This window comes from Streptomyces sp. NPDC004134 (genome assembly GCF_042874195.1).
Taxonomy (GTDB): Bacteria; Actinomycetota; Actinomycetes; order Streptomycetales; family Streptomycetaceae; genus Streptomyces.
On the sequence record NZ_JBIAMS010000006.1, the window covers coordinates 288893 to 303066 of the forward strand.

Here is a 14174-nt window from a genome sequence, read left to right on the forward strand (position 1 = left end):
ACCGCGTTCACGCCGGGAGCGAGGAAAGTCGTCCGCAGTTCCGGGTATTCAAGCGGCGGGTTCTCCATGGCGCCCTTTTCTCCTCGGTGCGGGTCCTACGCCCACCACCTGGCGCCTCGTCGCCTCCTGCGGAAGCAGGTCCAGCATGGCGTGGGCCAGGTCGGCGCGGGGCAGGGAGCCGGTGGTGGGGACGTTGGTGGCTGATGCGGTGGCGGTAGTGGCCCGTGGCGGGGGCGTTGGTCAGGCGGCCCGGGCGCAGGGCCGTCCAGTCCAGGGTGCTGCGGGCCAACTCCTCCTCCATCGCCGCCGAGTCCGCGTACACGTCCCTGAACACGGCCCGTACCAGCGGGAGGACGATCCGCCTGCCCAGCACCCCCTCGTCCGGTGCCGGCGGGCCGGCCGGGGCCGCGCTGACGACGACCGTACGGGTCAGGCCGGCCGCCTCCGCCGCGCGGACCAGCGCGCGGGCGGCGGGGGCGAGGACGGCAGGGGCGCGGCGGGTGGTGGGGCCCAGGCAGGACAGCACCGCGTCGCGGTTCCGGCACAGTTCGGTCAGGGGTTCCGGGTCGGTGACGTCCTCGACGGTGGCGACGTCCAGGGCCTCGCCGGTCAGCGGCAGCCTGGCGGGGGCGCGGACCACCGCGGTGACGCGGTGGCCGTCGGCCAGGGCGCGGCGCACCACCAGCCGGCCGGTGGCGCCCGTGGCTCCCAGGACCGTGAGCCTCATCCGTCCGCCTCGGCTCCCCCGCGGGTCGGCGGTACCGGTGCGGACGGGGCCGCGGCCGGGTCCTCGTACGGGCGGATCTCCAGCCGCTCGCGGGCCGCCGCCGTCGCCATCCCCGGCAGCAGGTACCGCCACAGCGCCGCCACCCGCTCCGGCAGGTCCGCGCGGCCCGTGGTCGCCTGTGACAGCACCTGGATGCCGAAGTACGCGCCCATCAGCATGTGGGCGCACTCCGCCTCGTCGACCTCGGGCAGCAGTTCGGAGGCCGCGCGGGCGGCGGCCATCTGGCTGCGGAGGTGGTCGGTCCACAGGTGGTGGAGGGTCGAGCCGTCCCTCTCCAGGCCGCTGCGCTCGAAGGTCAGCCGCAGGCCGGCGCTGAGCACGACGTTGGTGCGCAGTTCGTGGGCGAGGCGCATGGTGACGTCGATGAGCTGCTGCAGCCCGTTGGCCCCGGGCGGGAGCAGCCACTGCTGCGGGCCCTGCGCGGCGAGTACGGCCTTGGCCAGCGTCTGCTTGGACTCGAAGTGGAAGTAGAGACCGCCCATGGTGGTGCCCGCGCGCTGCACGATCCGGCTGAGGCTGGCGCTGTCGTAGCCGTACTCGTCGAAGACCTCGGCGGCCACCGTGATGATCGCCTGGCGGGTCCGCATCGCCCGCGCCTGCCGCACTCCCGCCATGGACCTCACCGACTCGAACAAGTGCTCCCGGAAGCCGCCCATGGTAGTAGCCAGTGGGCGGGGGTGTCCGTCACCGGCCGGCCGGCCGGTGACGGACGCCGGCGGTGGTCAGCGGGTGATCTTGAGTACTTCGCCGCTGGTCCCGACCGAGTTGTTGGTCACGTAGATCTCGTCGTCCGGGCCGACGGCGACGCCCGAGGACATCGTCAGCCGGTCGCCGGTCTCGACCGGGGTCACGTCGCCGGTGGCCGTGTCGACCACGTTGATCGCGCCGGGCTTGGGGCCTTCGGCCCCGTAGCCGCCGGTGATCGTGAGCGCGACGAGGTCGCCGGACTTGTCCAGGGCGAGGTCGCTGACGGCCGTCAGGCCCTCGGCGAAGACCACGGGGCGGTGACCGGGTGCGATCTTCCAGATCCGGGCCGCGCCGGGCTTGAGGGCGCCCATGTCGGAGACGTAGACGGTGCCGTCGCGGGTCTCGACGACGCCGCCGGGTACGGCCTCGGAGAGCTGGCCGTTGACGGTGTTGCCGGGGAAGACGGCCTCGGCGCGGATCGAGCCGAACGCGGAGATGTCCAGCAGGTCGTTGCCCGCCGCGTCGGTCGCCAGGTAACCGCCCTTGGCCGTCTTGGCCAGCCGCCAGGCGTTGCTCTGCACCGACGAGGGCTCGTTCGGGGTGGGCGGCTCGCCGAGCACCCAGTCGGGGTCCATCCGCGTCTCGAAGTCGACCAGGTCGGCGACGGTGTGGCCGGCGGTGTGCCGCAGGGTGCCGAGGTGCTTGGCCCCGGCGCCCAGGCCCGCGCGGAACTCGTTGGTGTTGCCACCGCCGTTGAGGACGACGTAACCGAAGGCGCCCGGCTCCACGTCGACGGGGCCGGTGGCCGAGATGGGCTGCTGCGGGTTGGCCACCCCGGCGGCGAGGGACGGCAGCCCGTTGACGACGCGGCCCTGCTTCCGGCCGTCGATGCGGTAGACGGAACCGGTGGCGCCGACGCACTGCTTGCCGGCCTCGCAGCCCGCCTGGCCCTTGCCGGACTCGGCGACGAGTATCCGCCCGTGCCGGTCCACGTGCAGCCCGCGCGGGTTGTTCAGCTCATCGGCCACGACCTCGATCGCCGGCTCGGTCTCGTCGGCGACCGCGGGCGCGGGCAGCGTCACCGCGGTGACACCGCCCAGCACGCCGGCGGACAGGACAGCCCTCTTCCACTTCCTGTTCTTGCTCGACATCTCACTCCTTCTTGCCGCACGGAGCGGGCTTGATATGGGCAATCCGCGACACCATAAACACTGCCGCGGTATTACGTCGTGCGCTGTTCGACTGCGCAGCGGGCGCAGTTGGACAATCTCCCGCTCGTCAAGCGGGGCTCAAGCTGAACTCCGTTTTCGCGCCGGAATTGGACACGTGGAAGTCCGCGGTGCGCTGGCCTACCGTCGGCGAATCCGGGAAAGACGGGAACTCGCCTTACGGAGGAATCCGATGCCACCGCTGCCCCCCGCTCGTCTCGTCCGCGTCGTCGAAGGGATTCGCTCCGCACTGCAGTCGCTGACCCGCAAGATGGCGCCGCCGCCGTTCGCGCTGCTGGAGCTGGCGCAGGGCGCCATGGTCTCCCAGGCGATCTACGCGGCCGCGGAACTGCGGGTCGCGGAGGCGCTGGCGGACGGGCCGCTGCCGGTGGCGCGGCTCGCCGAGAGGACGGAGACCGACACCGAGTCGCTGCGCCGGCTACTGCGCCTCCTCGCGACGTACGGGATCTTCACCGAGCGGAAGGACGGCCGGTTCGCGCTCACCCCGATGGCCCGGGCGCTGCTGCCGGACGCGCCGATGTCGATGAACGGCATCGCCCTGCTGATGGGCCATCCCACGCACTGGGAGGACTGGGCGCACTTCGCCGAGGCGGTACGCACCGGGGAGCCGAGCCTGCCGAAGCTCCGCGGCATGGGCGCGTTCGAGTACCTGGAGGAGAACCCCGAGTACGGGGGCGTCTTCATCCGCGGCATGGGCTCGATGTCGGCGACGGAGACGGACCCGCTGCTCGCCGCGTACGACTTCTCCCGCTTCCGCACCGTCGTCGACTTCTGCGGCGGCCGCGGCGACTTCCTCGCCGGGGTGCTCCGCAAGTCGCCCAAGGCCCGCGGGGTGCTGTCCGACCCCCGCGTCGGGGAGAACGGCGCGGCCGCCTTCCTGGAGAAGGAGGGCGTCGCCGACCGGTGCACGATCGCGGACGGCGGGCTCTTCGACCCGGTACCGGAGGGCGGGGACGCGTACGTCCTGAAGCACATCGTGCACGACTGGCCGGAGCCGCAGGCCGTGGAGATCCTCACCAACGTGCGGAAGGCGATGAACCCCGGCGGCCGGGTCCTCATCATGGAGATGGTGCTGCCGGACAAGCGCAACGCGCCGCACTCGGGCAAGCTCGTCGACCTGTGGCTGATGCTGCTCGTCGGCGGCCGGGAGCGGACCGAGGCGCTGTACGGGGAGCTGCTGGCGCAGGCGGGGCTGCAGGTGGAGCGCGTGGTGCAGACGCCCGCGGCCATCTCCGTCGTGGAGGCGAGCCGGATCTGAGCCCGCCCGGTGCGCCGGCGGGGTGCCGGGGCTCATCCCGGCGGCTGCCCGGCCGGCCGCCGGGTGGTGGCGACGACCCGGTGCCACAGGTTGCAGAAGCCCGAGGCCAGGACGAGGGTGGCGAGCTGGCTCTCGTCGAAGTGGCGGGCGGCTTCGTGCCAGACGGCGTCGGGGACGGCGTCCGGCCGGTCGCCGAGCCGGGCGGCGCTCTCCGCCAGGAGCAGCGCCGCCCGTTCCGCGTCGCTGTAGTACGGGGCGTCGCGCCAGGCGGCGACGGCGGCGATCCGCTCGGGCGGCTCCCCCGCGGCGCGCATCTCGGCGGCGTGCCGGTCGACGTTCCAGCTCGCCCCGTTGATCTGGCTGGTGCGCAGATAGACGAGGAGCAGGGTGCTCTCGGGAACCCCGGACCGCTTCAGTGCCTCGCCCAGCGCCCGCAGCGCCGGTACGGCACCGGGTACCGCGGCCGTGGGACTGGCTATTCGCGCCTGCATCTCGCTCCTCGCTGTCGCACGTAGGGTCGGGACGGCCGGGGGCCGGGCGCGCCGCGGCGCTGTCACGTCGGCCGGGTGCCATCCGTCATCTCCATGACGCGCGGCAGCGGAAGAGTGTGACGGCGGACACCGCGCCCGGCACCTTCACCCCCAGGACGGAGAGCAACGATGAGGTTCCGTACGACGATCGAACCCGCCGGCAACGCGACCGGGTTCGAGGTGCCGGACGAGGTGGTCGACGGTTTCGGGGCGGGCCGGCGGCCGCCGGTGGTGGTGGAGATCAACGGCCACTCGTGGCGGACGCGGATCGCGCCGATGGGCGGCCGGTACGTCGTCGGGGTCAGCGCGGCCCACCGCAAGGCGAGCGGGGTGGTGCAGGGCGAGGAGGTGGAGGCGGAGGTGACGCTGGACACCGAGCCGCGGGAGATCGTCGAACCGCCCGAGCTGACCGCCGCGCTGGACGCCGACCCGGGGGCGAGGGCCGCGTACGACGGGCTGGCGCCGACCCACAAGCGCCGCCATGTCCGGGCGGTGGAGGGCGCGAAGACGGCTGCGACCCGGGAGCGGCGGGTGGCCAAGGTGCTGGCGGAGCTGACCGGCGAGGAGCGGCCGGGGAGCTGACGGCACGGGCGGCGCGCCGGCCGTGCGGTACGGGCGACGCGCGCCGCGCACCGCCCGGGCCCTGGGCGGTACGCGGCGCCGTCATCCCTGCGGGCTCACCGGCCGGGTGCCGGCGCTGCTTCAGCCGAAGGAGATGGGCTGGGCGATCGGGCCGATCTCCTGCTCCCAGGCCACGATCTGGCACTGCTCCACGGCGCAGTCCACCGTGATGGTCTGGCCGGTGCTCCAGTCCGTGGCCTGGAACTGCTTGCGCGCCACGTACTGGGCCGAGAAGGTGCCGTTCGCGGCGGCGGTGGTGTGGACGGTGTCGTCCGCGCACACGGTGTCGCGGACGCACTCGCTGACGCCGATCGCGCTGCCGGCGACGTAGCCGGAGCCGCTCACGGACACCGTCTGGCCGTCGGCGAGCCCGGTGCTCGGCGTCACCGTGACGGCCGGGGCGGCGGCCGCCGCCGGGCTGGCCGCCAGGGCGCCCAACGCTGCGGCGGCGCCGAGGACTCCGGCGGTGGCCAGGCGGGTACGGCGTGCGGGCATGTGATCTCCCTGCCTCTCAGGTGTCGACTTCGCGGGGTGGTGCGACTGACGGCTCCAGCGTCGGCCGTGACGGAGGAGCCGCGGTTGATCGCGAGTGGAAGTCCGGTCCTGCCGGGGTGTCACAATCCGCGGCTGCCGTACGTATCGGCGGTCCCCTTCACCTCTTCGGCCCGGCGCCGCCGAGCGGCACTTCGCGTACGCACAGCGCGGCGAGCAGCGTGAGCGCGGCCGCGGCGACCGCCGCCCAGAAGGCCGACCGCACGCCCTCCGCGGCCGCCGCGGCGGCGGGCGTGCCGTGCTCGCCGAGACCGCCGGAGAGCGCGCCCATGACGGCGACCCCGAGGGAACTGCCCAGCGTGCGGCAGAGGGTGACGGCCGACGAGGCGGCGCCCATCTCCCGTACGTGGACGCTGCTCTGTGCGACGGTGACGACGATCTGGGTCAGGAAGCCCATGCCGACGCCGAGCACCGCCATGAACACGCCCGTGGTCAGCCGGGAGGTGCCGGTGCCGAGCCGGGTGAGCAGGAGGGTGCCGGCCAGCATGAAGGCGCCGCCCGCCACCTGCGCGGACCGGTAGCTCCCGGTGCGCGCCGTGTACCTGCCGGAGAGCTGGGAGACGAGCAGCAGGGTGGCGAGCATCGGCAGCAGCAGGAGTCCGGACCCGGTGGCGGACAGGCCCTGCGCCGCCTGCTGGTAGAGCGGCAGGTAGAGCACGGCGCCGAACATGACGAAACCGGTGAGGAAGGCGAGCACCGACATCAGCGCGAAGTTGCGGATACGGAACAGGCGCAGCGGCAGCACCGGTTCCGCTGCCCGGCGCTCGGCGGCGAGGAAGCCCGCGAGCGCCACGACCGCGCCCCCGGCCAGGCCGAGGACCACCGGCGAGCCCCAGGCGTACGCGCCGCCGCCCCAGGTGGTGGCCAGGACCAAGGCGGTGACCCCGGCGGCCAGCAGGGCGGCCCCGGCGTAGTCGGCGCGTACGGGCGCGGCTGCCCGCGGCGGCCGCGCCGGCACCCGGATCAGCAGGACGGCGAGGCCCATGGCCAGGGCCGCGAGCGGCAGGTTGAGCAGGAAGACCCAGCGCCAGCCGAGGTGGTCGGTGACGAGGCCGCCGACGGGCGGGCCGCCGATCATCGACACCGCGAGCACGCTGGTGATCATGCCCGCGTAGCGGGCGCGTTCGCGCGGGGGCACCAGCTCGCCGAGCACGGACATCGCGCCCACCGCGATGCCGCCCGCCCCCAGGCCCTGGAGGCCGCGGAACGCGATGAGCTGGCCCATGTCCTGGGCGGCCGCGCAGAGCGCGGAGCCGGCGGCGAACACGCCCAGCGCGGCCAGCAGCACCCCGCGGTGGCCGTGCAGGTCGCCGAGCTTGCCCCACACGGCGGTCGTCGCGGCGGCGGCGAGCGTGTACGCGGTGACCGTCCACGCCAACTGCCCGGCGCCGCCCAGGTCCCCGACGATCGTCGGCATGGCGGTGCCGATCACCATGGTGTCCAGGGACGACAGCAGCAGCGCGAGGAGCAGCGGCAGCAGCGTGACGCGGATGCCGGCCCGGAGGCGGGCCCGCGGTCCGGGCGCGGCGCGGTCCGTCGTGGCGGCCACGGCCTAGCCGATCCTCATCGTCGCCATCATGCCCATGGCGGAGTGGTCGAGCATGTGGCAGTGGTACGGGAATTCGCCGCGGTAGGTGTCGAAGGACGCCTGGAGCCTGACCGTCTCGCCGGGGGCGAGGAACACGGTGTCCTTCAGCCCCGACTCGGCCGGCGACGGCGGCCGCCCGCCGCGCTCCAGCACCCGGAACTGCACCAGGTGCAGGTGGAAGTTGTGCGCGGCGACGCGGTTGGAGTTGGTGACGGTCCACACCTCGTGGGCGCCGTGGGTGACGGCGGCGTCCACCCGCCCCGGGTCGTAGACCTTCCCGTCGATGTACGCGGCGGGCGGGGTGCTGCCGTCCTCCGTCATGCTGAGGTCGACGGTGCGGCCCGCGGTGGGCTCGGGGCGGTCGGGCAGGGTGCGCAGCCGGGCGGGCACGGAGCTGGGGTCGGCGGCGGTGCGCACGATGTCGAAGCGCAGCACCTCGCCGGTCTGCTCGGGGGTGCCGGGGCCGACGGCGTTGCGCAGCACGACGCTGCTGCCGACGGGGTAGCGGGAGAAGTCCACGACGACGTCGGCGCGTTCGCCCGCGGAGAGGAACACCCTGTCGGTGGTGTACGGCGCGGTGAGCAGGCCGCCGTCGGAGCCGATCTGCTGGAAGGTGCCGCCGTCGGCGAGCCGCAGGTCGAAGGAGCGCACGTTGGCGCTGTTGAGCAGCCGCAGCCGGTACTTGCGGGCGGCGACCCGGAAGTACGGGTACGGGGCGCCGTTGGCCAGCAGGGTGTTGCGGGCGCGGTCGCCCATCGCGTAGACGAGCCCGCCGGTGTCGTCGAAGCGGGCGTCGCGCACGGCGATGACGACCTCGTACTGCCCGCCGGGCAGCGGCAGCGCGGACTCGGTGTCGTCGGTCAGCAGGTAGGAGCCGGACAGACCGCGGTAGACGTGCTCGGCCTCCATGTGGTGCGCGTGGTCGTGGTACCAGAGCGGGGCGTGCGGCTGCTGGTTGGGATAGAAGTACAGCCGCTCGGCGCCGGGGGCGATGGTGTCCATGGGGTGGCCGTCGTTGACCGGGTGCACGGCGGCGCCGTGCAGGTGGACGGCCGTCGGCATGTCGAGGGTGTTGCGCTGCCTGATGACGACGGGCCCGCCGCGGCGGGCCCGGATGGTCGGTCCGGGGAAGTGGCCGTTGTAGGTGAGGACGTCGGTGGGCAGGCCCGGCAGGATCTCCTTCCGCACCTTCTTCATCGTGACGTGGTAGACGGATGCCCTGCCGACGGTGTACGTGGGCGCGAGGACGGGCGGGACCGGCATCGGGACGGCGAACTTCGCGACCGCCGCGGGCGCGGCCCCGGCGGAGGGGGTGCCGGCGGTCGCGGTGTCAGGGGCGTCGGGCGCGGCCCGGTGCGCCGCGTTCGCGAGCGGGAGCAGCCCCGCGCCCGTGAGCGCGGTGCTCCCGGCTGCGACGCCGACGGCGAGGGCCCTGCGGCGGGTGACCATGGTCTCCTCCAGCTCTGGACGTGCGTTCCCCGGACCGGGAGCAGCGGCAGTCCAGCAGGGCCGACTCGCGTACGGGTCGCGCGGCGGCCGGTCCCGGGCAGGGCCCCGGCGCCGTGTCAGCCCCGTGTCAGCGGGCCGTCAGATCGCCCTGGGAGCCTTCGAGTCGAGACAGCGGTTCCGTCGTCGTGCACGGGCCGCGCCGCCGGACCCCGACTGCCACTGGAGGAGTCTGTGCTCATCAACCAGATCGTGCGCGCCGAGCGGGCGGGCGGCTCCGACACCCTGCTCGCGCTCCGCGAGGCGGTCCGCGACCTGCCGGTCGAAAGGGTGCCCGTCGCCAGTCTGGTGGTCACGTTCAGCCCGCGCGCCGCGGGCGTGGACGCCGGCTACGCGCTGGCGCTCTCCGAGGTGGAGGCGGAGCTGCCGCCGATCCTGGTGCACCGCGGGCGGATGGCCGTGATCGACGGCCGGCACCGGCTGCGGGCCGCCCGGCTCAACGGTGCCGCGTCCATCGGCGTGCGCTTCTTCGACGGCTCGGAGAGCGACGCGCGGCTGCTGGCCGTCGCGATGAACGTGGCCCAGGGGCTGCCCCTGTCGCGGGACGACCGCATCGCCTCGGCGCTGCGCATCCTGACCGCCCGGCCGCAGTGGTCGGACCGCTCGGTGGCGGCCGTCGCCGGGCTGTCCGCGCGGACGGTCGCCGAGATCCGCGGCCGCGCCCGGGGGCAGGCGCACGACGCGCCGCGGATCGGGCTCGACGGCAGGCGCAGGCCGTTCCGTTCCGCGCCGGGCCGGGAGCTGGCGGCGAAGCTGCTGGGCGAGGAGCCGGAAGCGTCGCTGCGGTCGATCGCCCGGCGCGCCGGGATCTCGCCGGCCACCGTCGCCGACGTACGGGACCGGCTGCGCCGCGGCGACGACCCCGTACCGGTGGGGCAGCGGGAGGAGCCCGCGGCCCAGCGGCCGGCCCGCGAGCCGGCGCCGCCGCCCGTCCCCGCGCTGTCGCCGGGGGAACTCTTCGTCATCTTCGACTCGCTGTGCCGCGACCCCTCGCTGCGGATGACGGAGACGGGCCGTACGGTCCTGCGCATGCTCGACGCCTGCCACCTCATCGCGCGGGACCGCGAGAAGATCACCGTGAACCTGCCGCCGCACTGCAAGGAGCAGTTGGCCGAGCTGCTGCGGGGCTACGCGGGGCTGTGGCGCGACCTGGCGGGCGAACTGGGCGCGGGACGACCGGCGGGGGCGGTCGGCGCCGTGCGCTGACCGCCCCCGCGGGCCCCCACGGCACGCGCCGCCCGGCGCGTGCCGTCACGCGTGGCCCAGCTTGAACCCCACCCCCCGGACGGTCACGACCCAGCCGCTGCCGCCGAGCTTGCCGCGCAGGCTGCTGACGTGCGTGTCGACGGTGCGCCGCGACCACGAGTCGCCCCAAACCCGCTGCAGGAGCTGCTTGCGCGGGATCACCGTGTCCGGGTGGGAGGCGAGCAGGCAGAGCAGGTCGAACTCCTTGCGGGTGAGCGCGACTTCCGTACCGCCGACGGTGACCCGGCGGGAGGCCACGTCGATGTGCAGCGAGCCGTGCCTGAGGTGCCGGCCGGCCGCGGGCTGCGGCGGCCGGGAGCGGCGCAGCACGGCCTCGATACGGGCCATCAGCTCGCGCATCCCGTACGGCTTGGTGACGTAGTCGTCCGCGCCGGCCTGGAGGCCGAGCACGCAGTCGAGTTCGGACTCCCGGCCGGTGACGATGATGATCGGCACATGGCTCACCGCGCGGATGCCCCGGCACACCTCCAGGCCGTCGAGGTCGGGGAGTTCGAGGTCGAGGAGCACCATCTCCGTGTCCTGGTGCGCCCGCAGCGCGGCGCCGCCCCGCTCGGCCCCCACCGGCTCGTGGCCGTAGCGGCGGAGCTGGGCCATCAGCGACTCGCCCGTGGCGGGGTCACCGTCGACCACCAGGATGCGCCGGCCCGCGGGCCCCGCGGCCGGCGCCGCTCCCCCGGCGCCCGCCCCCGCGGCCGCCGTGGCTGCCGTGGCTGCCGTGGCTGCCGTGGCTGCCGTGGCTGCCGTGGCTGCCGTGATCGGGGTCCCGGCGTCCGGCGGGACCTCGGGCGCGGTGGTCCCGGTCACCGGCGGGCGCAGGCCGGGCAGCACCTGCGACGTCATCTGGGTCATGCCTCCCCCGTGTGGTGTGCTCGGCAGGTGGGCGGACGGGCCGCGGGCCGCGGCGCCGCACGCGGTGGTTACGTGCTGCGCACCCATGCGGAGTCGTGCCGGGTGAAGCCGATGTGCGGGTAGTAGTCCCGGGCGGCGGGCGCGGACAGCAGGACGAGCTTGGCCGCCGGGGCCTCCGCCACGGTGGCGTCGATAAGCGCGCGGCCCACGCCCGCGCGCTGGTGGGCGCGGACGACGGCGATGTCGGAGAGGTACGTGACGTAGGCGAAGTCGGAGACGCTGCGCGCGAGGCCGATGAGCGCGCCGCCCTCGTCGCGCGCGACGACCACGAGGTTGGCCTCGCGCACCATCGTGGCCATCCGCTCCCGGTCGTCGACCGGCCGCCGCTCGCCGAGCCCCGAGTCCCGGTAGACCGCCAGTACTTCGTCGAGGTCCAGCGAGGCGCCTGCGGCGCGTTCAGTCTTCCAGTGCACCGAGCTTCTCCAATCGGTCGCGGATCACGTCGTGCCGGGTCAGGAAGCGCTCCGGGCGCAGGTCGCCGGCGGTGATGCCCTCGCCGGCGAGGGTGGCGCCGAAGTGCTCCCCGGTGGCCACCGTACGGTCGGCGGCCCGCTGCACGGCGCGGTACGCGCGCTCGCGCTCCGCGCCGTCGTCGGTCAGCAGTCCGGCGAGGACCGCGGAGCTGTGCACGAGTCCCGCGGTCTGGTCGATGTGGGCGCGCATCCGCTCGGGGTGCACCCGCAGCGAGGCGACGAGTTCGGCGGCCTTCGTCGCCTGGAAGTGCGCCACGGTCAGGCTGTCGGGCAGGATCACCCGCTCGACCGACTGGTGGGCGAGGTCCCGCTCGTGCCACAGCGGGACGTTCTCCAGCGCCGCGGTGGCGTGGCCGCGCAGCAGCCGCGCGAGGCCGCACAGCCGCTCGCTGGTGGTCGGGTTGCGCTTGTGCGGCATGGCGCTGGAGCCCTGGTACGCCGCGGACCTGCCCTCCTCCACCTCCGCGACCTCGGTGCGCTGGAGCAGCCGCAGCTCCAGGGCGAGTTGCTCCACGCAGGCGCCGAGGGCGGCGACGGCCTGGAGCAACTGGGCGTGCCGGTCGCGGGCGACGACCTGGCTGGGGCAGTCCTCGACGCCGAGCCCGAGGGCCGCGCAGACGTGCGCCTCCACCGCCGGGTCGATGAGCGCGTACGTACCGACGGAGCCCGAGACCGTGCCGACCGCCACCGCGTCGCGCGCCGCCGCGAGCCGGCGCAGCGACCGGTCGACGCCGAACGCGAAGCCGGCCAGCTTGTGCCCGAAGGTGGTGGGCTCGGCGTGCACCCCGTGGGTGCGGCCGATCATCACCGTGTCCCAGTGCTCCAGCGCCCGGCCGACCAGCGTGCGCCGCAGCTCCCGGGCGGCCCCGGTGAGCAGGTCGCAGGCGGTGGCCAGGGTGTGGCCGAGGGCGGTGTCCACCAGGTCGTAGCTGGTCATGCCGAGGTGCACCCAGCGGGCCGAGGCGTCGGGCAGGCCCTCGCAGTAGGCGGCGAGGAAGGAGAGCACCTCGTGGTCGCGCTCGCGCTCCAGCTCCGCGACCCTCGCGGCGGCGGGCACCGGCGCCCCGCGCATGTCGTCGACCACCCCGGCGGGGACGCGGCCGAGCCGCTCCTGCGCCTCGGAGGCGAGGATCTCGACCCGTACCCAGGTCTCGTACCGTGCCTGATCGGAGAAGAGCCGCCCCATGTCCGGCAGCGTGTAGCGGGGAATCATCTGTGCCACCCGTCCCGTCGTCGTTCGTCGTACGCCTCGGATTCGGTACGCCCCGGATTCAGTACGCCTCGAAGTACTCGCGCTGCTCCCAGTCGGTGACCTCGCCGGCCGGCGCGCCGGTCGCCGCGCACCAGGTCTCGAAGCGGTCGAGTTCGCTCTCCTTCAGCCGCGTCAGGCAGGCCGTCAGCGGTGCGCCGAGCAACTGCCCGGCGCGGCCGGCGCGGAACGCCTCGAACGACTCGCGCAGCGACTGCGGCACGAGCCCGGCGCCGGGGTCCGCGGGCGGGCCGCCGGTGCCGCCCTCCAGCCCGTCGAGTCCGGCGAAGAGCTGCGCCGCGATGTTCAGGTACGGGTTGGCGCACGGCTCGCCCATGCGGTTCTCGATCCGGGCGTTGGCGCCGCCGCCGGCCACCCGCAGCATCGCGGTGCGGTCCTCCACGCTCAGCCCGATCCGGGTCGGGGCCAGGGTGTGGGCGGAGTCGAGGCGGCGGTAGCCGTTGACGGTGGGCACCGAGAGCAGGAGCAGCTCCCGCGCCCAGGACAGCAGCCCGTCGGTGTACGCCTTGCCCTCCGGGGACAGCCCGCCGGAGAGCCCCTCGGCGCCGAACAGGTTGCGACCGGTGGCCGGTTCCCGTACGGACTGGTGCAGATGCCAGCCGCTGGGGTCGAAGGAGGGCAGCTTCGGCAGCGACATGAACGAGGCGTGGTAGCCGCGGCGGGCGGCGAGCCGCTTGGTGACCGTGCGGAACAGCAGCATGGCGTCGGCGGTGTCGAGCGGCGACATCGGCGCGAAGGTCGTCTCGACCTGGCCGGGTCCCGACTCGTGCTCCATCGAGCGCAGCGGCAGGCCGAGCGCGGTGAGGCACTGCGCCAGCGGATCGGCGACGGCGGCGACGGAGTCGTAGCGGAAGTCCAGGTTGAACTGGTAGCCCGCGTTGACGGCCGCGACCCGCGGCGCCCGGCCCTGGGTGCCGAAGCCGTTGCCCTCGTTGCCGGGCTCGTCGTCGAGCCGCCGGGTGAGGTACCACTCCGCCTCCAGCCCGAGGAGCGGTTCGAGGCCGCGGGCCCCGTACCGCCGCTCCACGGCGCGCAGCACGGCGCGGGACGACAGCGGGTGCGGGGTGCCCTCGCGCAGGTACTCGTCGCCGATGACCCAGGCGGTGCGCGGCTCGGTGCCGGGCAGCACCTGGAACGTCAGCGGATCGGGCACCAGGATGAAGTTCCCGGCACCCGCGATCTCCTCGACGCCGATGCCCGGGTCGCCGAGGAAGTCGACGGCGACGGCGTGGCCGGTGTCGAAGAGGAAGGGCCCCGGGCTGAAGTTCATGCCGTGGCGGAGCACGGAGCGGAACGCCGGCACGGTCAGGGTCTTGGACCTGACCAGCCCGTGCGGGTCGCCGTAGACGAGGCGGACCAGTTCGAGCTGGCCCAGCTCGGCCTCGATCCGGCCGGCGACGGCGCGCTGCTCGTCGGTCCACAGGTCGTGGTCGGCGACGAACGACGGCCGCCCCACGCTCTCCTCGCCCGACGGCGAGCGCCACTTTCTGGAGTACAC

The 14174-nt window shown here is 74.4% G+C and carries 14 protein-coding genes; 3 read left to right on the forward strand and 11 right to left on the reverse strand.

What is annotated here, in order from left to right:
* Positions 1-7: 7 nt before the first annotated feature.
* The 3 genes from ACFYVJ_RS11525 to ACFYVJ_RS11535 form a co-directional block, all read right to left on the reverse strand.
* On the reverse strand, positions 8-727 hold the full coding sequence (locus ACFYVJ_RS11525; RefSeq protein ID WP_388889228.1) for an NAD(P)-dependent oxidoreductase: 720 nt from the start codon (positions 725-727) through the stop codon (positions 8-10).
* The gene (locus tag ACFYVJ_RS11530; RefSeq protein ID WP_388889231.1) at positions 724-1443 is read right to left on the reverse strand and encodes a ScbR family autoregulator-binding transcription factor; all 720 of its coding nucleotides are present in this window, start codon (positions 1441-1443) and stop codon (positions 724-726) included. Before ACFYVJ_RS11530 ends, ACFYVJ_RS11525 begins: the two co-directional genes overlap by 4 nt.
* Positions 1444-1509: 66 nt before the next feature.
* The gene (locus ACFYVJ_RS11535; protein ID WP_388889233.1) at positions 1510-2625 is read right to left on the reverse strand and encodes a ScyD/ScyE family protein; all 1116 of its coding nucleotides are present in this window, start codon (positions 2623-2625) and stop codon (positions 1510-1512) included.
* 250 nt (positions 2626-2875) lie between these two features.
* Here ACFYVJ_RS11535 and ACFYVJ_RS11540 point away from each other — a divergent pair, with 250 nt between their 5' ends.
* Positions 2876-3961 (forward strand): methyltransferase, encoded by a 1086-nt coding sequence (locus tag ACFYVJ_RS11540; protein ID WP_388889235.1) that lies wholly within the window; start codon positions 2876-2878, stop codon positions 3959-3961.
* Positions 3962-3993: 32 nt separating this feature from the next.
* Here ACFYVJ_RS11540 and ACFYVJ_RS11545 read toward each other — a convergent pair whose 3' ends face one another.
* On the reverse strand, positions 3994-4452 hold the full coding sequence (locus tag ACFYVJ_RS11545) for a carboxymuconolactone decarboxylase family protein (RefSeq protein ID WP_101420538.1): 459 nt from the start codon (positions 4450-4452) through the stop codon (positions 3994-3996).
* Between the two features lie 168 nt (positions 4453-4620).
* Here ACFYVJ_RS11545 and ACFYVJ_RS11550 point away from each other — a divergent pair, with 168 nt between their 5' ends.
* Positions 4621-5073 (forward strand): YdeI/OmpD-associated family protein, encoded by a 453-nt coding sequence (locus ACFYVJ_RS11550; protein ID WP_388889238.1) that lies wholly within the window; start codon positions 4621-4623, stop codon positions 5071-5073.
* Between the two features lie 120 nt (positions 5074-5193).
* Here the strand turns inward: ACFYVJ_RS11550 and ACFYVJ_RS11555 are convergent, their stop codons facing one another.
* The 3 genes from ACFYVJ_RS11555 to ACFYVJ_RS11565 all read right to left on the reverse strand — a co-directional run bounded on the left by ACFYVJ_RS11555 (position 5194) and on the right by ACFYVJ_RS11565 (position 8701).
* Positions 5194-5607, reverse strand: a complete 414-nt coding sequence (locus ACFYVJ_RS11555; protein WP_388889241.1) for an enediyne antibiotic chromoprotein — start codon at positions 5605-5607, stop codon at positions 5194-5196.
* A 157-nt stretch (positions 5608-5764) separates the two neighbouring features.
* Positions 5765-7213: an MFS transporter gene (locus tag ACFYVJ_RS11560; RefSeq protein ID WP_388889244.1), complete on the reverse strand. Its 1449-nt coding sequence runs from the start codon at positions 7211-7213 to the stop codon at positions 5765-5767.
* A 3-nt stretch (positions 7214-7216) separates the two neighbouring features.
* Positions 7217-8701, reverse strand: a complete 1485-nt coding sequence (locus ACFYVJ_RS11565; protein ID WP_388889247.1) for a multicopper oxidase family protein — start codon at positions 8699-8701, stop codon at positions 7217-7219.
* Positions 8702-8932: 231 nt separating this feature from the next.
* Between ACFYVJ_RS11565 and ACFYVJ_RS11570 the strand changes: the two genes are divergently transcribed.
* Entirely contained in the window at positions 8933-9964 is a 1032-nt protein-coding gene (locus ACFYVJ_RS11570; RefSeq protein WP_388889250.1) for a ParB/RepB/Spo0J family partition protein, read from the forward strand.
* A gap of 45 nt (positions 9965-10009) precedes the next feature.
* Here the strand turns inward: ACFYVJ_RS11570 and ACFYVJ_RS11575 are convergent, their stop codons facing one another.
* The 4 genes from ACFYVJ_RS11575 to ACFYVJ_RS11590 form a co-directional block, all read right to left on the reverse strand.
* Positions 10010-10873, reverse strand: coding sequence for a response regulator transcription factor (locus ACFYVJ_RS11575; RefSeq protein WP_388889253.1), 864 nt, complete (start codon positions 10871-10873; stop codon positions 10010-10012).
* Between the two features lie 68 nt (positions 10874-10941).
* Entirely contained in the window at positions 10942-11346 is a 405-nt protein-coding gene (locus tag ACFYVJ_RS11580; RefSeq protein ID WP_388889255.1) for a GNAT family N-acetyltransferase, read from the reverse strand.
* The gene (gene purB, locus ACFYVJ_RS11585) at positions 11330-12619 is read right to left on the reverse strand and encodes an adenylosuccinate lyase (protein WP_388889258.1); all 1290 of its coding nucleotides are present in this window, start codon (positions 12617-12619) and stop codon (positions 11330-11332) included. The genes ACFYVJ_RS11580 and purB overlap by 17 nt, the downstream gene beginning before the upstream one ends.
* A 58-nt stretch (positions 12620-12677) precedes the next feature.
* Entirely contained in the window at positions 12678-14174 is a 1497-nt protein-coding gene (locus tag ACFYVJ_RS11590) for a glutamine synthetase family protein (RefSeq protein ID WP_388889261.1), read from the reverse strand.